This window comes from Lacibacter cauensis, assembly GCF_007830055.1.
In the GTDB taxonomy this organism is placed as follows: domain Bacteria; phylum Bacteroidota; class Bacteroidia; order Chitinophagales; family Chitinophagaceae; genus Lacibacter; species Lacibacter cauensis.
Window position 1 is genome coordinate 43,142 of the sequence record NZ_VLLE01000002.1, and the last position, 22,099, is coordinate 65,240.

General features: G+C 41.6%; 16 protein-coding genes. 9 read left to right on the forward strand and 7 right to left on the reverse strand.

Features of this window, described 5'->3' with window-relative positions; translation table 11 throughout:
• Positions 1-57 precede the first annotated feature (57 nt).
• From IQ13_RS00200 to IQ13_RS00210, 3 genes are read left to right on the forward strand one after another with little or no spacing between them, the layout of a single operon-like run.
• Positions 58-828 (forward strand): phosphosulfolactate synthase, encoded by a 771-nt coding sequence (locus IQ13_RS00200; RefSeq protein WP_144883340.1) that lies wholly within the window; start codon positions 58-60, stop codon positions 826-828.
• Entirely contained in the window at positions 828-1,559 is a 732-nt protein-coding gene (locus IQ13_RS00205; protein WP_144883342.1) for a shikimate dehydrogenase family protein, read from the forward strand. Before IQ13_RS00200 ends, IQ13_RS00205 begins: the two co-directional genes overlap by 1 nt.
• Positions 1,560-1,598: 39 nt before the next feature.
• Positions 1,599-2,429, forward strand: coding sequence for a tetratricopeptide repeat protein (locus IQ13_RS00210; protein ID WP_144883344.1), 831 nt, complete (start codon positions 1,599-1,601; stop codon positions 2,427-2,429).
• On the opposite strand, the gene IQ13_RS00215 is transcribed toward IQ13_RS00210, so the two are convergent.
• Genes IQ13_RS00215 through IQ13_RS00235 form a run of 5 tightly spaced genes read right to left on the reverse strand, consistent with a single transcriptional unit; the run spans position 2,430 to position 5,595 of the window.
• Positions 2,430-2,855, reverse strand: coding sequence for a thioesterase family protein (locus IQ13_RS00215; protein WP_144883346.1), 426 nt, complete (start codon positions 2,853-2,855; stop codon positions 2,430-2,432).
• Positions 2,856-2,876: 21 nt separating this feature from the next.
• Positions 2,877-3,908, reverse strand: a complete 1,032-nt coding sequence (locus IQ13_RS00220) for a hypothetical protein (protein ID WP_144883348.1) — start codon at positions 3,906-3,908, stop codon at positions 2,877-2,879.
• Between the two features lie 15 nt (positions 3,909-3,923).
• Positions 3,924-4,457: an RNA polymerase sigma factor gene (locus tag IQ13_RS00225; RefSeq protein WP_242009439.1), complete on the reverse strand. Its 534-nt coding sequence runs from the start codon at positions 4,455-4,457 to the stop codon at positions 3,924-3,926.
• 16 nt (positions 4,458-4,473) lie between these two features.
• Complete coding sequence (rdgB, locus tag IQ13_RS00230; protein WP_144883350.1) at positions 4,474-5,049, reverse strand: RdgB/HAM1 family non-canonical purine NTP pyrophosphatase; 576 nt, start codon at positions 5,047-5,049, stop codon at positions 4,474-4,476.
• 6 nt (positions 5,050-5,055) lie between these two features.
• Positions 5,056-5,595 carry a hypothetical protein gene (locus tag IQ13_RS00235; RefSeq protein ID WP_144883352.1) on the reverse strand — a complete coding sequence of 180 codons (540 nt, stop codon included), beginning with the start codon at positions 5,593-5,595 and terminating at the stop codon, positions 5,056-5,058.
• Positions 5,596-5,660: 65 nt separating this feature from the next.
• Here IQ13_RS00235 and IQ13_RS00240 point away from each other — a divergent pair, with 65 nt between their 5' ends.
• Positions 5,661-6,725, forward strand: a complete 1,065-nt coding sequence (locus tag IQ13_RS00240; RefSeq protein WP_144883354.1) for a branched-chain amino acid aminotransferase — start codon at positions 5,661-5,663, stop codon at positions 6,723-6,725.
• A gap of 792 nt (positions 6,726-7,517) precedes the next feature.
• Here the strand turns inward: IQ13_RS00240 and IQ13_RS21670 are convergent.
• Complete coding sequence (locus tag IQ13_RS21670) at positions 7,518-12,341, reverse strand: PKD domain-containing protein (RefSeq protein ID WP_144883356.1); 4,824 nt, start codon at positions 12,339-12,341, stop codon at positions 7,518-7,520.
• A gap of 278 nt (positions 12,342-12,619) precedes the next feature.
• Here IQ13_RS21670 and rpsL point away from each other — a divergent pair, with 278 nt between their 5' ends.
• The 4 genes from rpsL to IQ13_RS00265 all read left to right on the forward strand — a co-directional run bounded on the left by rpsL (position 12,620) and on the right by IQ13_RS00265 (position 17,894).
• Entirely contained in the window at positions 12,620-13,000 is a 381-nt protein-coding gene (rpsL, locus tag IQ13_RS00250) for a 30S ribosomal protein S12 (RefSeq protein ID WP_129131820.1), read from the forward strand.
• A gap of 38 nt (positions 13,001-13,038) precedes the next feature.
• On the forward strand, positions 13,039-13,506 hold the full coding sequence (gene rpsG / locus IQ13_RS00255) for a 30S ribosomal protein S7 (RefSeq protein ID WP_144883358.1): 468 nt from the start codon (positions 13,039-13,041) through the stop codon (positions 13,504-13,506).
• A 243-nt stretch (positions 13,507-13,749) separates the two neighbouring features.
• Complete coding sequence (locus IQ13_RS00260) at positions 13,750-15,621, forward strand: transglutaminase-like domain-containing protein (RefSeq protein WP_144883360.1); 1,872 nt, start codon at positions 13,750-13,752, stop codon at positions 15,619-15,621.
• A gap of 5 nt (positions 15,622-15,626) precedes the next feature.
• On the forward strand, positions 15,627-17,894 hold the full coding sequence (locus IQ13_RS00265; RefSeq protein WP_144883362.1) for a DUF3858 domain-containing protein: 2,268 nt from the start codon (positions 15,627-15,629) through the stop codon (positions 17,892-17,894).
• A gap of 98 nt (positions 17,895-17,992) precedes the next feature.
• On the opposite strand, the gene IQ13_RS00270 is transcribed toward IQ13_RS00265, so the two are convergent.
• Positions 17,993-19,348 carry a hypothetical protein gene (locus tag IQ13_RS00270; protein WP_144883364.1) on the reverse strand — a complete coding sequence of 452 codons (1,356 nt, stop codon included), beginning with the start codon at positions 19,346-19,348 and terminating at the stop codon, positions 17,993-17,995.
• Positions 19,349-19,881: 533 nt separating this feature from the next.
• On the opposite strand from IQ13_RS00270, the gene fusA reads away from it, so the two are divergent.
• Entirely contained in the window at positions 19,882-22,026 is a 2,145-nt protein-coding gene (fusA, locus tag IQ13_RS00275; protein WP_144883366.1) for an elongation factor G, read from the forward strand.
• The last annotated feature ends 73 nt before the right edge of the window (positions 22,027-22,099 follow it).

A 22,099-nucleotide genomic window follows, 5' to 3' on the forward strand; every position in this document is an offset into this window, starting at 1 on the left:
AATTGCAGGTTGCGGCTGTATCCCTAAATTTGCCACGATTCAACAAAAAGCAATTGGATGAACTTTAATCTTACGCAAATTCCGGAACGCAACAAGAAGCCCCGTACACATGGTATTACAATGGTGATGGATAAAGGGCTGAGTATAGAGGAAGCTAAAAATTTTATGAGTATTGCCGAGCCGCATGTAGATGTGGTGAAGCTTGGTTTCGGAACTTCGTTCGTTACCCCTAAGCTCAGAGAGAAGCTGGAAGTATATGCATCTTACAATATCCCCGTTTATTTTGGTGGTACTTTGTTTGAAGCGTTTCTCATCCGTAATCAATTCGAAGATTATATCAGCGTTTGTAAAGAATACGGCGTTACATACATGGAAGTGAGTGATGGTTCCATTGAAATACCTCATGCCGAGAAATGCGGTTACATTGAAAAATTAACCAAGCACGGAACGGTGTTGAGTGAAGTGGGTAGTAAAGATGCTGCACATATCATTCCTCCTTATAAATGGATTGAATTAATGCGTGCCGAACTGGAAGCCGGTTCGAGCTATGTAATTGCCGAAGCACGTGAAGCAGGAAATGTAGGTATTTACCGGGGCAGTGGAGAGGTGCGTGAAGGTTTGGTGCAGGAAATCTTAACCCAGATTCCTGAAGAAAAAATTATCTGGGAAGCTCCGCAAAAAGCCCAACAGCTATACTTCATTGAACTGATCGGTCATAATGTAAACCTGGGCAACATTGCGCCAACAGAAGTTATTCCGTTAGAAGCAATGCGTATTGGTTTGCGTGGCGACACCTTCCACATGTTCCTCGATAAACAAAAAGCATAATGCGGCAATTTGGATTGATCGGGTATCCGTTGAGCCATTCGTTCTCGAAAAAATATTTTACAGAGAAGTTTGCAGCAGAAAACATCAGCGGCTGCAACTACGAATTGTATGCAATTGAATCAATCGATCTGCTGCCTTCTTTATTGCAGAATGTACAGGGCCTGGAAGGGCTGAATGTGACCATCCCTTACAAAGAATCCGTATTGCCTTACCTGCACGACCAATCGGCTGCAGTACAGGAAATAGGAGCCTGTAACTGCATCCGCATCAGTAATGGTAAGCTTACGGGTTTTAATACTGATGTGGTTGGTTTCCGTCAATCGATAGAGCCTTTATTGAAAACACATCATCGCAATGCATTGGTACTGGGTACCGGTGGCGCTGCCAAGGCTGTGGTTTGGGTATTGAAGCAGCTGGGTATTGCGTACAGCTATGTTTCCCGCAAAAAAGCCGAGGGCATTTTAAGCTACGAGGAGATAACTGCAGCGGTATTGAAGAATTATCCGCTGGTGATAAATACAACCCCCCTGGGCATGCAACCGAATGTGCTTGCAAAACCATCATTACCCTACGAATGTGTAACGGAAGATTTTCTCTTTTACGACCTGGTGTACAACCCGGCTAAAACCGCTTTTCTGGAAGCTGCAGAAAAGCAGGGAGCAACAATTAAAAACGGCGCAGATATGCTGGTAATCCAGGCAGAAGAGAGCTGGAAAATCTGGAACAGTTAACGATTATTGTGGAACTATAGTTATCATTGTAATAGATACATGATGCGCAGAAAATTTTTTCTTTTCGTTTTGCTTGCAGTTGCATCCGCAACTGTTTTTGCACAGGCCGATAAGGCAGAGGACTATCTGCAAACGGCCCGCAAGCTTCGTAAAGAAGGAAAATGCGCCGAAGCACTGCCTTTGTTTAAAAAGGTGATTGATGCAAAACCTACACTTGCTGCCGCTTACTACGAATTAGGATGGTGCTATAACGAAATGAAGCAGTACGACCAGGCTTTGCCGGTTTTAGAAAACGCACTGAAGCTCGATCCCACCAACTTTCGCATCATCTACGAATCGGGATTTGCACAATACAAACTGGGAAAAACAGAAGTGGCTTTGCAGCAATTCAACAGGGTATTGCAAATGAATGCTTCGTTTACAAAGGCCTATATTGCAAGAGGCGATTTGTACAAGGATGCACAAAAAAACACCAACGCCGCATTAACTGATTTTCTCAAAGCTTTTTCAATCGACAGTACAGAAAAGAAACTGCACTACCGGATTGGCTGGTGTTATAACGATCTTGGCCGCTTTACCGAAGCGTTGCCTTATTTACAAAAAGCCATCAGTTTCGAAGAGCAGAATTATCTTTCGCACAGCGAACTCGGGTTTACACTCTTTTCCTTGAACCGGTACGATGAAGCCATTGTGCATTTGCAACGGGCAAACAGTTTGAAAGCAGGTTTCGAAACCACTGTTTATTACTTAGGGTTGTGTTTCGTTAAGAAGCAAAAGAAGCAGGAAGCAGTTCAAAAATACAACGAGCTTGTTCAGCTGAACAGTACGTACGCACCGGAATTGTTGAAGGGAATTAAAGAAATGAATTAATTATTCGCCCGACAGTTTTGCTTTTACTTCTGCAGGTACAGCGGCAATCTTTTTTACCTCATAATTGTAACAGATCATTCCTGTTTTTGCAAGTGCAACTACAACGTTTTCTTTGTTGAGTATACGGTAGAATAAATCGAAACCAACCGAAGAAAAATTAATGGCTGCTATCTGCACAGCTAATACATCGCCATAAAAAATTTCTTTCTTAAACTCAATACCAACATCGCTCATAATTAAGCCAACGCCGCCACAGTTTAATTCGGCATAACCGTTGTGGGACAGAAACTGCACCCTCGCTTCATGTATAATGGATAACACCGCATCGTTACCAACATGGTTGCCATAATTAAGATCGGTAATGCGTACGGGTATCGTTGCAATAAAGGAAAAGGTTTCGGGGAAAGCAATTTTAATGCGGGACATAAAAGCTGTTAGCGTTAGCGTTTATTGTTGTTCGGTGCTGTTTACCAATTCACTTAAATCAATATCACCTGCAGATGCGGAGATCGCAGCAGCAAAGGCCATTTTCTCACGCCATTTTTTGATCTGCTCGGTGCACTCTTTCGATTGTAATGCAGCAGCTGCATCTACCTGTGCGCTGCCGTTGGTAACAGCGCATTTAAGGTTGTTGATTTTTTTCGACACACGTACCAGTTCGCCGTTTTCATTCAACACCAGGTAATATTGGTTTTCGGAGAAGCCGGTTGCGTTTGCAGCAACATCTGTTGTTTGATGATGAATGCCTTGGTAAGCAACTACATTTTGTAAGTTATGATCGGGTACATCAACATAAGCAACTGCATCTTTTAACGATGACCGTTGTTTGATGCGTTCTTTAATGGCTGCACGGCGTACAATTTCTGTATCTGCAGTTTCTTCATCGGCTGCGGCAACAATATTTGAATCGGTTTTAGAACTGTTTGTTGTTGCTGATGGTTCATTTTTCACAGAAGCATCGGCTACTACAGCTATGTTTTCCTGTTCTGATGCAGTAGGGTTAAGCATGCGGTAGCCACCAAACGCAAGAATGCCTGTTATAGCAGCTGCAACAGCAATCCGTACAAAGCGTGTATTCTTATTGATGGAAATAACTTTAGCCGGTACTGTTTCCTGTAACTGCTGTTCAATAGCATTCCAGTTTGATGGGGGAGGCATCTCTTCTGCCAGTTGCAATGTTTCAGCAACCTTTGCATCAAATGCATCTACAGAGAGTTCGGCATCAATTGCATTCCATATTGCCGGTGGAACAGTTTCTTCAACAGCAAGGAGTTTTTGCTGCACAGCAAGATCATCCAATGCCGGTTCAATCTGCTGCCATGCATTTGCCGGTGCTTCGGCTTCCATTGCCAGCAGATGCCTGCGCAATGGCTCGTCTGTTTCCTGTTCATCAAGGGAAACAGCAATCTTCTCCCACACGCTTTGCGGCGGGGTAACTTCTGCGTTGAGCAGTGTTTGTTGAAGATTGGAATCGTTCATATTATTTAAACCAGATCAGCGTTTAATTTTTTCCTGTAAAATCATCCTGGCCCTTGCCAGTTGCGATTTGCTGGTGCCTTCGCTGATGCCCAGCAGTTCGCCAATTTCTTTATGGCTGTAACCTTCAACCACGTACAGGTTAAAAACAGCCCGGTAGCCAGGCGAAAGTTCCTTGATGACTTTCATCAGATCTTTTTCATTGATGTTTTCAATGGCGGTTACAGATTTCAGCTCGATACTTTCTTCTTTTTCCGTCAGCGACAGGTCGTTTTTCTTTTTGCGGATTTGTTCAATGGCTGTGTTTACAAAAATGCGTCGAACCCAACCTTCGAAAGAGCCTTCGCCCCGGAACCGTTCCAGGTTTTTGTACACCTTAATAAAACCATCCTGCAAAATGTCCTGTGCATCATCGGCATTGCCCATATAACGCAGGCAAACGGCATACATTTTTCCTGCGTACTTGTCGTATAGCGCTTTCTGCATACGTCGGTCGCCTTGAATGCATCCCTGTATTAAGTCGGCATCGGTGAACGTTTGGTTGCTTTGCATGCTTAATTCTCTTTGATTATTGCTGAAGGAACTGAATCATTTGGTCCAGCCCTTTTTTCCGGTGGCTGAACTGGTTCTTTTCTTCCATCGTCATTTCGGCAAAAGACCGGTTACTTCCGTCGGGTAAAAATACAGGGTCGTAGCCAAATCCCCCTGTTCCTGTTCTTTTTTCTAAAATCGTGCCGTTACAAATGCCTTCAAACTGGTAAAGTTTTCCGTTACGGATGAGTGAGAAAACAGTACGAAAGCGTGCCCTGCGATTGTGAATGCCTTGGAGATGGGTAAGCAGTTTATCAATATTGGCTTCAAAATCTCTTCCGTCGCCTGCATAACGGGCCGATTTTACACCCGGCTCTCCATGCAGTGCTTCCACTTCAAGCCCTGTGTCTTCTGCAAAGCAATCCTGCTGCAAACGGGTAAACAGGAAATCGGCTTTGTGCCGGGAGTTGGCTTCCAGTGTATCGAAAGGTTCAGGTATCTCTTCGGTAATACCTGCATCCTTCATAATCGTAATCCGGAAACCGTTGGGGAGAGCGGCTTCAATTTCTTCGGCTTTATGCCTGTTGCCGCTGGCGAAAATAAGTTGTTGCATAGTTGCTTAAAGACCCAGCATCTGTTTTAATGCCAGCCAGAGTTTTGATTTTTTTGTTTTGTCTAAGCGGATTGCTTCCAGCGATTCGGTATAGCACAGCTGATAGTTTTGTTGCTGCAGTACTTTGTAATCGGCGGTTTGAATGGGCAGTGCATCTATCTGCACCGCTGCGGCGATAACGTATTTGGGTTGCAGTTGTTGTACCAATTGTTCAAAGCCGGAACGGTTGTTGGCAACGTTTACCAGCGCAATGTCTTCCATGTTCATTTTACAGGCTGTGAGCACATCACTTAAAAACTGGAAATCGGCATCGGCCAGGTAAGGGTAGTGGTGTTCTTCTACCAGCCACACAAACTGTTTTTTGTTTTTGCCGGTGATGCCTTGTGTAGAAACGGTTGCGGTTTGTACCGGTGCAGGCGCTGGTTCTGCTTGAACGGACACTGTAGCCGTTGTTTTTGCAGGCAGGTCGTTTTCAAGAACAACGAGTTGTTTGCCGTATAAATCGGCTAATTGATCGTCAGTAAGTTGAATCTGTTGAAAAGACATAGTTCGCTTGCAACAAAACCCTTGTTTATTTTTTTCGTTTCTTTGCGCAACAAAAATAACGAGTTATGGTTGGCGCATTGGATATTTCAATAACAAAATCTGAAACAAGTAAACTCGGCACGCTTGATCTGGCCAATATTCCTTTTGGAAAATATTTTACCGATCACATGTTGGTTGCCGATTATGAAAATGGTGAGTGGAAAAACGTATCCATTCAACCTTACGCACCGATTACGATTTCACCGGCAAATGCTGCCATCCATTACGGACAAAGTATTTTCGAGGGTATTAAAGCATACCGCCATGAAAATGGTGAAGCATATATCTTCCGTCCATTTGATAATTATAAGCGGTTCAATAAATCGGCAGAACGTATGCAGATGCCTGCAGTGCCTGAAGAAATTTTTATTGAAGGCATGCGTAAGTTGATTGAGATTGATAAAGACTGGATTCCTGCCAAGAAAGATCATTCGTTGTACATCCGTCCGTTTATGTTTGCGAACGATGATGTAATTGGTGTGAAGCCGAGCGATAAGTATAAGTTCATGGTTATTCTTTGTCCTACCGGTCCTTATTATGCTGTACCGATGAAGATTTATGTAGAAGAACATTTTGTACGTGCAGTGCCCGGTGGTGTTGGCTTTGCAAAAGCAGCGGGTAACTACGGTTCATCGATGTACCCCACCAACGAAGCCAAGAAAAAAGGCTACGACCAGGTGTTGTGGACAGATGCGGTAGAGCACAAATACTTACAGGAGTTTGGTATGATGAATGGATTTGTGATTATTGGTAATACTGCCATTACACCAAACTTAGATGAAGGAACCATACTTGCCGGTGTTACAAGAGATACGGTGATTACCATTTTAAAAGAGATTGGTTTAACAGTTGAAGAAAGACCCATCAGCATTCACGAAGTGGTGGACGCTTACCAGAACGGTACATTGAAAGAAGTGTTTGGTACAGGTACAGCGGCAACTATTTCCATGATCAAAGAATTATGTTACAAAGACAATGTAATGACTTTTGATACGGATAGCTGGACTATTTCTCCCGAAGTGAAGAAGCGCTTAACTGATATTCGTGAAGGAAGAGCAGCTGATACACATGAGTGGTTATATAAAATTTAAACAGTACTGTAATAGAAAGAGAAAAGCGGCTTTGGAAGAAGCCGCTTTTTTGTTTTTGGCTTTTTAGTACTTTACATTTTCTATAATCAACGACTATTATTATCGGATATCAGCAATTAAATGCAGTAGCAAATGGTCAAACTGAACAAAAGAAAAAAGGATCGGAACATAAGAATCACCTTTATTTCTATAATTGGCTTGGCAGTAATCATATTAATATTCTTTAGAACTTCAGATGAGAACTCTTTAGAAAAACATGGTTATATAGGTAACGCCCATATTTACCTTGTTAACCGAGGCTCTTTAAAAGGTCGGAAAATTGTAATTAAATATTATTTTGACTATAACGGAAAAAAATATACGGAGGTTTAGATTCATGGCTTTCCTATAGAATAAGATCTAGGCTATTAAATAATAAATTTCCCGTGTTAATTGATAGTACAAATCCGGAAAATAATGTTCTGCTAGTTTCCCCTTACTGGTGGCGTAAAATAAATTTAGAAATGCCAGATTCAATAAAGTGGATCACTTCAAATTATTGATATCCTTCTTCCCGGCAACGTATGCCAATAGATGCAGCCGATTGTTTGTATTATGATAGTTGGGACGTTGCGTACTACGAAGAAGAAGTTTATAGTTAGGATGAGTTATAAAATGTTTATATACTTACACGCAACGTCCTCCCCAAACTGGTTAATAAAATTGCAATTAATAGCATGGAGAGATGTTGCTGGGAAAGTAGCTATAATGTTGTGAAAATAGAAAGGCGACTGCTAAGTCGCCTTTCTTATTTTATCTGATCAATGTAATTGTTCCCTGCATTCTAAACACGGCACCATCGCCACAAATAACATCCGTAATATAGGTATACACGCCCGGGCCTTGCTCATAACCATTCATGGTTCCATCCCAGCCAACAGCAGGATTGTTACCTTGAATATTTTCTCTTGTATAAACTGGTTTACCCCAGCGATCGTATACAATGATGCGTCTTATTTTATCTACACCATCACCCATTACAAAGAAGCGGTCATTACGTCCGTCGTTGTTGGGTGTAAACGAGTTCGGAATATAAATTCGTCCGGCCAAACAACCCACCAACACCGTTACACTATCAATCGATTTGCAGCCTGCAATATTGCTTACTTCAACAGCATACGTAGTATTGTTTTTTGGTGTGGCTACAGGGTTGGCGCAGGTTGTACAGCTTAATGTATTTGATGGCGACCAGTTGTACGAAATAACATCAGAAGAACCGATTGCAAGTAGCTGTGCCGATGTGCCACCCAATATTACTGTATCGTTACCTGCATTAACCGTTGGGTAATTGTACACATATACTGTGACAGTTTTGGTGTCGGTGAAACAATTATCAGTATCGGCACCAGTGACCGTATAGGTAGTCGTTGTTGTTGGTGTTGCCAACGGATTTGCTGCAGTGGTACTGCTTAACCCGGCTAGAGGAGTCCAATTATAAAGTTCGGCACCAGTTGCTGTAAGTCTGATACTTTCGCCCACACACAATGTATCGCCTGCACTAACTGTGATGTTAAACGGCTTGCGTACACGAATAACTATGGAATCGCTGTTGCTGCAACCTTGCGGGGTAGAACCTGTAACACGGTACACAATATTGTTGGTTGGTGTTGAAACCGGATTGGTACAGTTGGTACAACTTAAATCGGTTCCGGGACTCCACAAGTAGGTTGATGCGCCGGATGGGTTTAACACAAAGCTGCTGCCCAGACAAATGGTGGTGTCTTTACCTGCATCGATGGTTGGTGTTTGATTAACGATAACTGTTGTTGATGTACTGTCGGTACAACCGCTGCTGTTGGTTGTAATGAACCATGCCGGATAAGAGCCAGCTGTCGTTATAGAGAAGTTCGACAGGTTTTGTGTGGTAATAATTCTGTTATCGATCTTCCACATCCAACTGACAGCAGAGGTATCCGGATTTGCAATACTGCCATTGAGATTAACCAATGCCGGGCTACAGTAGGTGGTTGTACCGGTAATGATTGGTTGTGGTGTTGCAACCACTTTTATCAGTTGCGGTTTGGTAATAGTGTTGGTACAACCATTTACTGTATTAATGGTTAACGTAACATCGTACACACCTGTACTGCTGTAATTGTGCGATGGGTTACGCAAGTTGCTGGTAGTACCATCGCCGAAATTCCAGAGATAGCTGCTGACTATATCTGCTGTAACAGATGAATCTCTGAATTGAACTGTACCGTTATCGCACAAAACAGTTTTGTCAAAACTAAAGTCCGGTTTTGAACCGAATATTTTAATGGTATCAACGCCGATCAATGGTGTTAAACAACCTTGTGTATCCTGCAACAAAACTTTCGGTACATAAAAGCCCGGGTATTGATAATTGAAGGCAACAATTGAATCGGTTGAAAACAAGGTATTGCCATCGCCAAAATCCCAAAGATATTTTACTTCGTTATTGGATGTTACAGCAAAGTTTACCTGCATCGGGAAACAACCTGTAATTGGAGTGTAGGTAAGATTGGCAACTGTGTTCGATAATACACGAATGCGCATTTGCTTTCTGTCGATACAACCACCGGCCGATGTTACGGTTAATGTAACAATGTAATCGTTGGGGATTGCATAAGAGTAAGATGGATTTGCTGCGGTAGATGTGTTGCCATCGCCAAAATCCCATAGTACGGTTTTATAAAATGTGGATGTATTGGTAAACTGTACCTGCAACGGCGGACAAATTGTAAACGTATCGCTGGCAATGAAATCAGCTTTCGGTACATCAACCGTGATGTAGTTTGTTTTGACAATGGAATCAACACAACCAATTGCTTCACGGCCGATGAGTTTAACCGTGTACTTACCGGTTGCTGTATAACTGTGTGTTGGGTTTAAAGCGGTTGAAGTAGTACCATCGCCAAAATCCCAGGTATAGCTCAGGTTGTTGCCAGATGATGTATTGATGAATTGTACAGATCCGTTGGGACAAGACAAGGTATCAACCGCATAAAAATTAATCTTCGATTCAAATATGTCGAGGATTGGTCCGCCTAAAGTACTATCTACACACCCGTACGAATCCGTTACAATCAATTTCGGGAAATAAGTTGATGCTGTGGTATATGTGTGCTGAACAGGAGAAGTGGGGCTTGTTAATGTGTTGCCATCGCCAAACTGCCAGTTATAACTTGTAATCGGGTGCAGGCCATCGGTTATGCTTGTGCTGGTAAAATTAACTGCCTGGCCAACGCATTGCGGATTAGGTAATGCAGTAAAGGATGGAGTAGGACCATACACATTCAGCACTTTTGTAACACTGTCTTTACAACCATTGATATCCGTAACAACGAGCTTAACTGTATAGTTTCCGATTGCTGTATACGCATAACTAAACGATGCAGTTGTTCTTACCGAACCATCACCAAGATCCCACGACCATGCAGATACATTTGCAGGATTAATGTTGCCTGCAGAAAAATTAAATGATTGCAAACGGCATCTTGCATTCTGATCGGTTGTTATAACGGGAGCAAGATTGTAGAAGTTGATCGCTTGGCTGGTTGAATTTGTACAAGCTCCGTTTGTAACGGTAAGTGTTGCCGTATAAACACCGGGTGCGGCATAGGTATGCGTTGGGTTACTTGCATTTGACGTATTACCATCGCCAAAGTTCCATGCGTATGTTACTGCACCGTTTGAGTTGTCTACAAACGAAACGCTTGAGCTGCTGGTACAATCGTAGTTAACGGTAAAGTTTGCAATAGGCGGAAGAATATTGATGTAGCTTGTTTTTGTAATGGTATCGGGGCAACCGTTTTTAATGGCAATCAGCCGCACCGTCATTGGGCCTGCTTTTGTATAAGCGTAAGATGGGTTTTGCTGTGTACTGGTACCATTATCGCCAAAATCCCATCGCCATTCGTCGGGTGAGCCGGTGCTTTGGTCGGTAAATACAATGGGTTGGCCTGCACAACTCGAAAGCGGTGCCGCAGAAAAATTTGCCGTTGGTTTGGTACCTGTCTTCACACCATTCACATAACTGATGGTTTCGGTACAACCTGAACTTGTGGTGATTGTTAAGCGAACGGTATAACTGCCTTGATTGGGATAAAGATGACTGGGGAACTGTTGTGTGGAGGTGCCACCATCACCAAAATCCCACAACCACGCTACAACCGAATCAATTGAAGTAACAATGGGCGTTGGCCTGAATGTATACGGGAAACAACCTCCGCCCGGCATATTGGCAATGGCTACCACCGGTTTTTGTATCCGTATGAAATCTGTTTTTGTTACAGAGCCGCTGCAACCAGCAGACAAAGTAATGTTTAACCGAACAGTATAGTTTCCTTCGGCTGTATAGGTATGACTGGGGTTTTGCAAGGTAGAAGTTGTGCCGTCGCCAAAATCCCAGAACCATTGTTTAACGCCCGGAGTATTGTTCGAAAAGTTAACAGTAAAAGGTGCTTTACACGAAACTGAATCATTAACAGTAATTGTTGGTACCGGATTATTAATGATGTTAATGGTTTTGATCGCTGAGTCAATACAGTTGCCGTAATTATTAACAAGCTTAACGGTGTAGGTGCCAGTTGTGTTGAAGATTTTTATTGGGTTAGCCGCAATGGAAGTTGTTCCATCTCCAAAATACCAGGTAACAGCATTTGATAGGGGCATTGACTGATTGGTGAATTTTACCGTGTCGCCAATACAAACACTATCTCTGAAACTGAAGTTGGAGTTGAAATTACCAATACTCATTTGGTTATTCTTGGTAATGGTATCAATACAACCTTGATCACTTTCGGCAATTAACCGAACATTAAACGTGCCTGCTGTATTATATGTATGAACCGGGTTTGTGCTGGTTGAGTTACCACCATCACCGAAATCCCATTTATAAGTTACAGTACCGGGACCGGTGGTTAGGTTGGTGAACGTGATCGCCTCTGGCGGTTTACAATTAACGGGCGAGCTGGCACTGAAATCGGCCTTAACGCCTGTTGTCACCCTGATAAAGGAAGATTTGACCAATAAGGAAAAACAACCATTACTGTTGGTTACTTTCAACGCAACATTATAATTACCGCTGTTATAATATACATGATAAGGATTTTGTGCGGTGCTGGTGGTACCATCACCGAAGTCCCATTCCCACGAGGTAATGGTGCCACCGGATGTTGCCACAGAGTTATCAGTAAACTGCACCCTTAGTGGAAAACAGCCAACAGAACTGGTGGAAGTTGAAAAAGCAACCTGCGGCGGTTGCAAAACATTAATATAATTTGTTTTTACAAGCGAATCCTTGCCTGCCGCATTGGTAATAATCAGTTTTACGGTATAAATGCCCGGAGTTAAATAAGTAGTGGAGGGGTTTTGTTGGGTTGAAATGGTTCCGTTACCTAAATCCCATCGCCATCCTGTTGGCCCTCCGGTAGATTCATCGGTAAAATTTACGAGCAAGGGAGCACAGCCGCTGGTAGGGGAGGCTTTAAATGCTGTGGTTAATTGACTCCATGCCGGAACTGCAGCCGATACAATCAGCAGGAATAGTGCAATAAACCGCTTGATTGCACCTGAATTTGGTGGTGTTACGTCAGCCTTGAGTTTTGTCATATAATATTCGGCCTTTACTGATCGAAATGTGCGATATTGGGAGTAAAGCTGTATGTACTAACAAATATAGCTTTCATTTTCAGTATTTTATAATAATCAGGTCGTGAATTTAGTTTTGATTTTTACGCCCGTTTATTCATAAACGCAAAACCATGAGGAATCATATCTCAAAAAAAAGTTTAGTTATTTACATTTATGTGAACAGAAAACTGCGAAAGTTTTTTGTAGTTTAATTGTGTACTCCTACCTTTGCCGTCCGAAAAATAATAAGGTAAGGAATGCCTACAATACAACAATTAGTAAGAAAAGGAAGAGAAATCATCAGGGCAAAAAGTAAATCCCGTGCGTTGGATGCATGCCCGTTCCGCAGAGGTGTTTGTACACGTGTGTACACAACTACGCCTAAAAAGCCAAACTCGGCTCTGCGTAAAGTAGCAAAAGTGCGTTTAACCAACAAAGTGGAGGTAATTGCCTACATCCCGGGTGAAGGGCACAACCTGCAGGAGCACTCAATCGTATTGGTGCGTGGCGGTCGTGTTAAGGATCTTCCTGGTGTACGTTACCATATCGTTCGTGGTTCGCTCGATACTGCCGGTGTAAAAGACCGTAAGAAGAGCCGTTCTAAGTACGGTACTAAGAAAGAAAAAGCTAAAAAATAATCCTTCGGCTCTTTTAAGAGTCTTAAAATAACAGTACAATGAGGAAGACGAAACCTAAAAAGATAGCGCTGGCGCCAGATCCAAAGTTTAACGATGCACTGGTAACACGTTTTGTAAACAACCTGATGTGGCAGGGTAAAAAAAGCACTGCTTTCACCATCTTCTACGATGCAATTGATAAGGTTGCAAAAACAACCGGCGAAGACGGTTATGAAGTTTGGAAAAAAGCAATTGCAAATGTTACCCCTGCGGTAGAAGTACGCAGCCGTCGTATCGGTGGTGCTACTTTCCAGATTCCTTCTGAGGTTCGTGCCGACAGAAAGATCTCTTTAAGCATCAAATGGCTGGTTCGTTACAGCCGTGAGCGTAACGGTCGCAGCATGGCTGATAAATTAGCTAACGAAATCGTAAGCGCAAGCAAGGGTGAAGGTGGTGCTTTCAAAAAGAAAGAAGATACACACCGTATGGCTGAAGCGAATAAAGCTTTCGCACACTTCAGAGCTTAATTTTTGTAAGATCATATTTTTAAAAGTCCCTCCATTTGGAGGGACTTTTTTTATGTTCCTGCATCAGATATCGTTATATCTGCACGGTTATAAATCCGAATCGCCTAATTTCAATTACTCCCTTTTTTTATTTATCGGTTGGGAATATATTTGACAGGAAACCATGGTTGACCGCCCATTAAAAGCCTGTGGTGAAATCAAACACGATAACCACTCTAATCTAAACAACAATTCCCTGTGAATATGCGAGTTCATTTTTTGTTTGTTGCCTGTTTACTGATGTTTCAGTTATCTGCTGCAGCACAGGAAACGGAGGATGATAATATTTCCATAGTAAAATCAATACGTTCATTCAGGTTTGTAAAAGGCACGGTTGATAATCCTGTAGTTATTAAAGAGGAGCATAGCCGTATGTTTACCTGTAACAAGTATCGTACGGATGTACCCGTGGTAGAGCTCTTTAATATCATTGAAACGATCGATGAGGTAGATATACGTGTTGATGGTTCGAAACGCCATGGTATTGTACCAGCTTATGAGTATTACAATCGTGATGGCATTTTCTACTCCGATGAGCAGGTTTGCTACTTTACATTGCCTGTTTCAAAGATTGGCAATAAATCAGAAGTAACCCTCAAAAAGACAATCAAAGACCCTAGGTATTTTACGAATATTTTTTTCACGGAAGGCTATGCTATTAATGAACAGGAAATTAAACTATACGTACCCGCCTGGGTTAGTCTTGACATAAAAGAATATCATTTCGGCAAGTATAACATCCGCAAATCTGTATCGCAGGAAAGCGGCGAAACTGTTTATACTTTTTTGATGAATAATATTCCCAAGTTTAAACAAGAATCATCGGCACCCGGCTTGACCTATTATGCACCACATATTCTTGTGCTTTGTAAATCGGCTCAACCAAAAGACGTTCCTTACACTTATTTTAAAACCGTAAAAGAACAGTACGAGTGGTATCAAAGTCTTGTAAAGACAATTGGTGATGATGAAAAAATCGTAAAAGAAAAAGCAGAAGAGATCGTAAAAGGGATCAGCAATGATGAAGAAAAAGTAAAAAAGATATTTCAATGGGTGCAAGACAATATACGTTACATCGCTTTTGAAAATGGGATAGCAGGGTTTAAGCCTGAAAAAGCCCAGGAGGTGTTGCGAAAAAAATATGGCGACTGTAAAGGCATGGCTAATTTACTTACAGTTATGTTACGTTCAATTAAATTAGATGCACGCCGGTGCTGGATTGGTACAAAGCATATTGCATACGATTACAGCACGCCTTCTCTTTCGGTAGATAATCACATGATCTGTGCATGGATGAAAGACGGGAAACCGGTTTATTTAGATGCAACAGAAAAGTATATTGGTTTTGGAGAAATTGCTGAACGGATTCAAGGACGCCAGACACTTATTGAAAATGGGAATCAATACCTGCTGGAAAAAGTACCCGTTGCCAGTTACTTACAGAATACGTCTACTGAAAAACGAAAGTTAGTGATTGAAGGTAATAATCTGAGAGGCCATATAACGCATGTATGGAAAGGCGAAAATAAAGAGTGGCTGTTAAATGCACTTACAGACATTAAACAGGATAAACAGGAAAATGCCCTGAAACAATTTCTTGCTGAAGGTGAGAGCGGTTTCGAAATAAGTAATTTGAAGATCACGAACCTTGCCGATTACAATAATGATCTGAAGATTGAGTATGATGTTTTGTGGAAAAATGCAGTATCGGTATTTGATAAAGATGCTTACCTGAGCATTGATAACAGGGTGAATTTTAAAGACTTTAAAATTGATACGGATAAACGAACCTTGCCCTATTGGCTGCAGTTTAAAAATAATCTTGTGTTTGAAATTGAGTTAGTACTCCCTTCAGATAAAGTTGTATCCGAATTGCCTGAAAAGATAAATATTAAACAGCCGGGGTATAGTTTTTATGCAGCTTATACAAACGAAGCGGGGAAGATCAATTACCGTAGTGAGATCATTATTAACAACGCAGAAATTGTTCCGGAAAATTTCTCACAGTGGAACAAAGACATTAAGCAGCTTACAGATTTTTATGACCAGCAATTAGTACTTACCTCTAAAAAATAACCATCGTGAAACAATTAGTTTTTTCAGCAGTATTGTGTTTTGCTTTTTTTTCTTCATTCGCACAGTCGAAAAAAGCAATAGCCTATCGGAAAGAATCGGAAGATATGCGTAAATCAGTTTGGGCTTGGGAAAACCCTAAGTTTAAAGTGAGAGACATTCCGCAGAAGTATGCAAATGCATCAAAAATAATTATTGCACATCATACAGAATTAATAGCAGACAGTAAGTCGTCTATTGCATTTTATGGATTGGGCTTTGGGGCAAAGTTTAAACAGGATCTTACGGAAATTGTAAGAGAGGTTGTAAAGCTAAATGATAAAAGTGCTATTGCTGAATATTCAGAACTTAGCTTTACACAATTCGAAAAGCGAAGTGGTTTTTATGGTTCTGATAAAACAAGTACATATATTGGAGTTCGAATTATTAAACCTAATGGAGTAATAAAAGAAGTTAACGCTGATGACATTGTTCTTACAAAAGACGCTGCAAACGAAAAACAAGCTAAGCTTGCAATTCCTGATTTAGAAGTTGGGGATATCTTGGATTATTTTTTTGCAACAGCCAGAAACACTATTGATGACATGTCTACTAAGCAATACAATTTAATTTTGTTTGCGGATGCACCTGTTCTTAGTTACTCTTTTCACGGGCAACTTGCTAAGAAGTATGCTATCGAATATCGAAGTTATAATAATGCTCCGGAGCTAAATGTTCGTAAAAACGACGATGGGACTATTGTAATTGATGTTGTTAAAAATGATATTCCTTCCTTTGAAACATCTCTTTGGGTTTCTGTGTCACGACAACTCCCTTTTATTAGAATGAATATTGCGCAAGGATTCAAAGGAATAGGAAGTGAAAGTTTAGGTATTAGCAAACCAGGTGAGGTTATAAAAGTAACAAATGAAAGAATGGCTATCGAAGAAAAGGCCAGAACTTATTCTTTGGACTATTATAATGGCTATTTAATCAGAAATGCTAAAAAAGAGTATGAACGGCTTGAGGATTTAGCAAAACAAAAAGCAAAACAAAAGGGAGTAAACTACGAGCTTTTAAGCAATGAAGAAAAGGCCGCAATGTTATATTACACGTTTAGATTTGATTGGCTTTTAAAATTTTCAATCTATCGGCTTGCTGATAAAATTAATATTGGATACAGGGAATATGATGAAGGTTATAATCTTGTTCTCTTTTTTCTTTTCAAAACTGCAGGGCTAAATCCAGACGTAGTAGTATGTGAAGATCGAATGGGGTATAGAGTCAGCGAATCAATGAATGGAACTGATTTGCTTGCTCTAGCATATATTCCTAGTATAAAAAGTTTTTTTTCTGTACGCAATATTTTTGATGTTCCTTTTACAATACCGGTAGCAGCCGAAGGAGCACAAAACACATCAAGTTTCTCTTTTGAACATCGGGCAAAGGATAAACCAGCAGGTGTTAACAATCTTACTGAGATTAAAACAGGTCCCGATGTTCCGGTTAGTAAATCGTCAAACAATTCAAGAGTTGAAAAGCTTCGTCTTTCAATAACATCCGATCAATCCCTCGTAAGTGTAAAACGTACTTGTACTTTAAAAGGGCATAATAAACATGCAGTTCAGGAAAAGCTTTTGTTATATGAGGATATAATGAATTATGAATTTAAAGAGTTTAACGAGAGTACAACTTTTTTAGACGAAATTGCAGATGAGAAAGGGAGTAAGAAATACATTGAAGAAGTAAAAAATGCTTTTGCAGAAGCGAAGAAAAAACAGAAGGATGCATTTTTAAAGGATGCAAAAAATTATTTTGAGCAGGAGATAACCAACATGAAAGATTTTGGAATAGATAATCCGGGCATCAGGCACACGGCTCCTGACTTTATATATCGTTCAACATTTGAAATGGGCGGCTTGTTAAAAAAAGCCGGTAACAATATTATTGTTGAAATTGGCAAAATACAGGGTACGCCATTTGTTATAAAAGAAGAACAACTGAAGCGTGATTTAGATGTGTACATGCCTTTTGCCCGCAGTATTGAATACCATGTTGAACTAGAAATTCCCGAAGGGTACACTGCCGAAGGGATTGCTGCGTTGAATACGAAAGTTGAAAACGAAACAGGTTTTTTTACTACTGAAGCAACACAGAATGGTAATACTGTTTCAATAAAAATACGCAAGCATTATTTGCACAATTTCGAATCGGCTAAAAACTTCGAAAAAATAGTAGCATTTGTAAATGCATCAGCAGAATGGGCAAACGCAAAATTGTTGTTGAAAAAAAAGTAAGCCGGCAATAGTAATCTGTGATTGTAAAAAAGGAGCAACTTCTGCAAGTTGCTCCTTTTTTAATACCTATGTTACAGCGAATAAACTATGATTTATTCTTACCTGGTTTTTTGTTTTTTCTTTTGTTTCATTTTGTTTTTTGTCATAGGCACCTGTACAATTACTGTTTCGCCACGTCCTTTTTCATTTGACCTGCTTTGTATGGTCCACAGGTCAAGCTGGTTATCACCATCAACAACACTGCCGCTGTAATCGCCCCAGGCAACACCATCGGCTGCTCCTCTGCCTTCGCCAACACGAACAATTTCCCGGATAGTACCTGCAGCATCGTTCGATTTCCGGTACGCAAAGCGTGGACTTACAAACATGTTTCCATTTGCTTCCTGGAAGCCGATGAGTACATCGTTCTTTTTATTGACAGCAAGTGTTGTTTGAATATAGTTGGTTGTATCGCTTTTGATTAAACCTGTTTGTACAATGGTTCCATCAATTGCATTAACCTGGTGCCATTGTACAGCGGCACGCCCTTCGCAATGAACAGCCTGCGAAAACCAGATGCTTCCACTTTGCAACACAAGATTTTTTGGATTGCGATCGCCGGAAGAAACTTTTTGTTGTGTACCGTATTGTGGAGATTGAGGAGGACCGCCAACATATTTTAAATTATGGGGTTTGCTGCTCACCAAAACACAAACCGGAGTACCGTCGGCAGCTTCTGTTACACGACGGATCACAAACTTGTCACGATCAATTTCGAAAAAGTAAATATCATCCGTTCCATCTTGTCCGTAAACAGGATGGCCAAGGCTTCCGCTGAAATGGTAAATTGTTGCAGGCTTACCCGATTTCGCATCAGCTGTTTTCAATACAAATGTTCTTTCTGTACCTCCGGGAAAAGAATAGCCAATCCATCTTTTACTGTAACCAATACCGCCACCATCAACACCTTTGGGAGCAGGAACAGGGTAGGTGTTCCAGGCGCCACGGGGATCGTTGGTTTCGGACACGGAAATGTTGACTGGTTTTATTTTGGCAGAGTCCCAATACACCCACAGGTCAAATCCGAATACCTGGTTGTGTGCATCGAAGAACAGTTTCGGATCAATACCATTGTTGAAGCATTTTTGCGAAATGCCTTGCACGTATTCGCCTTTTTTATTGTAGATGACCAAACCATTGTTGGTGCCATGCAATACATAGCCGCCACCCACAGCAATCTGCGGGTCCACCTGGCGGTTACCGTCCATTGAACCGTCGAAAACCAAGTACCCGTTGACCATGCGGGAGTTGCCGCCCTGTTTCCGTTCGGGACATTCACCATTATTATTGAAACTGTTTTTATGAATCGGGCTGATCATTTCGGTGCGTACAGGACGAACCGTATCGCCGATAGTCTGTGCCTGCAAGTTGCCGGTAAGGCTCAGCAGCAGGCCCAGTAAGTAAGCTTTGCTCATTGGTTTAGAATTATTTGCAGCAAAGTAAACGGCTGGGGAAATGCAAAAGCAGGCTCAATCGTTTGCACGATTTCGACCGTTCGTGTAAAAGGAAAAGCTGATAATGGGGTTGGTAGCGGCTCTCATGTCGCAGGCCAGGAGAAAAGGAGGGTACTCGTTTATCAGAAGACTTCCTGCCAATCAATAGCGGCAATGCTTTGCAGGTTTTTTCCTTTTCCTATTTTGGTTAGATTTTGAAAAAAATCCCTACTTTTGCGGCCGCCAAAGTTTCCAACCAAAGGGTGCAATTGAATAGCGGATATGGGGTTCGAAATTGATTGGCATAATATGAGAGTCTAAAAATCACATATCAGCCCATTCCTGAAAAGGATCATATCTCCGGGCATATTGTCTCCAGAATTGGGGATAACAGTTCAATAGAATTCATAGAGTACAAGAGTGCGACGCCGATGTGGTTGAAGAGAATTACAGGAGGCGGTCTCAAAAAACAAATCAAGATTTTTTAAACGATAAACATTCAAACAAAAACAGTCATGGCAGACTTAAAATTTCAGAGAAACTTTGGTATTGCGGCACACATTGATGCCGGTAAGACCACAACTACTGAGCGTATCCTCCGCTATACCGGTATGATTCACCGTATTGGTGAAGTGCACGATGGTGCAGCTACAACCGACTGGATGGAGCAGGAAAAAGAAAGAGGTATTACCATTACTTCTGCGGCAGTAAGCTGCCAGTGGAACTTCCCTACAGTGTTAGGTAAGCAAACTCCGGACACAAAGAAATATTCTTTCAACATTATTGATACTCCCGGTCACGTGGACTTTACCGTAGAGGTAGAGCGTTCTATGCGTGTATTGGATGGTTTGATCGCTTTGTTCAGTGCGGTTGATGGTGTAGAACCACAATCGGAAACTGTATGGCGCCAGGCAAACCGTTACAACGTACCACGTATCGGTTTCGTAAACAAAATGGATCGTAGCGGTGCTGACTTCTTAAACGTAGTGAAGCAGGTACGTGAAATGTTGGGTTCTAAAGCCGTTCCTCTTCAGTTGCCAATTGGTGCAGAAGATGATTTTAAAGGTGTGGTGGATCTGATTAAAATGAAAGGTATCATCTGGCACATGGAAACAGAAGGTATGACGTTCGATGAGATCGACATCCCTGCTGACATGCTGGAAGAAGCAAAAGAGTGGAGAGCACAACTGGTAGAAGCTGTTGCTGAGTACGATGATAACCTGATGGAGAAATTCTTCGACAATCCGGACAGCATTACTGAAGAAGAAATTCACGAAGCTGTGCGCAAGGCAACAATTGATCTTTCAATTGTACCTATGATGTGCGGTTCTTCATTTAAGAATAAAGGTGTACAAACTGCACTGGATGCGGTTTGCCGTTACCTGCCTTCACCAGTTGACGTTGAAGCGATCAAAGGAACTGATCCTGATACAGGCGAAGAGTTAACACGTAAGCCTGATGCAAAAGAACCATTTGCAGCGTTGGCGTTTAAGATTATGACCGATCCTTTCGTAGGTCGTCTGGCGTTCTTCCGTTGTTACTCTGGTCACCTCGATGCCGGTTCTTATGTATTGAACGTACGTAGCGGTAAAAAAGAGCGTATCAGCCGTATCATGAAAATGTTTGCCAACAAACAAAACCCTGTTGAATTTATTGAAGCAGGTGATATTGGTGCAGCAGTAGGTTTTAAAGAGATCAAAACCGGTGATACATTGTGCGACGAAAATCATCCGATTACTTTAGAGAACATGTTCATTCCTGAACCTGTAATCTCTTTGGCGGTTGAACCAAAAGCACAAGCCGATGTAGATAAAATGGGTCTTGCAATTTCTAAGTTGGTGGAAGAAGATCCTACACTCCGTGTGAAGACTGACGAAGAAACAGGTCAGACTGTATTAAGTGGTATGGGTGAGCTTCACTTAGAGATCATCGTAGACCGTATGAAGCGTGAGTTTAAAGTGGAAGTAAACCAGGGTGCTCCGATGGTGGCTTACAAAGAAGCGTTCAAGAAAACTGTTGAACACCGTGAAGTGTTGAAGAAACAATCGGGTGGTCGTGGTAAGTTCGCTGATATCGTATTCGAAATCGGACCTGCTGATGAAGAGTGGTTAAAAGAAAATCCGGGTAAAGCATTCCAGTTTGTGAATGATATCTTCGGTGGTTCTATTCCTAAAGAATTCATCGCTCCGATCCAGAAAGGTTTTGAAGCTGCAATGACGAACGGCGTATTGGCTAACTACCCTGTAGAGCACATGAAGATCCGTGTGTTTGATGGTAGCTACCATGATGTGGATTCTGATGCAATGTCGTTCGAATTGTGTGCGAAGAGTGGTTTCCGTGAAGCAGGCCGTAAAGCTGCTCCAACACTCCTCGAGCCAATTATGAAAGTAGAAGTTGTAACACCAGACCAGTACATGGGTGATGTAACAGGTGACTTGAACCGTCGTCGTGGTATGCTGGAAGGTATGGATACAAAAGGTAATGCACAGGTAATTAAAGCAAAAGTTCCTTTGAGCGAAATGTTCGGTTACGTAACTCAGCTGCGTTCATTATCTTCTGGCCGTGCAACTTCAACCATGGAGTTCAGCCACTATTCACCTGCACCAAACAACATCGCTGAAGAAGTGATTGCAAAGGTGAAAGGTAAAGTGAATGCTTAATTGTAAGTAGTAACTTGAAATAGTAATCCCCCGAGAGATCGGGGGATTTTTTTAAGCTTGTATTTAAGTTAGC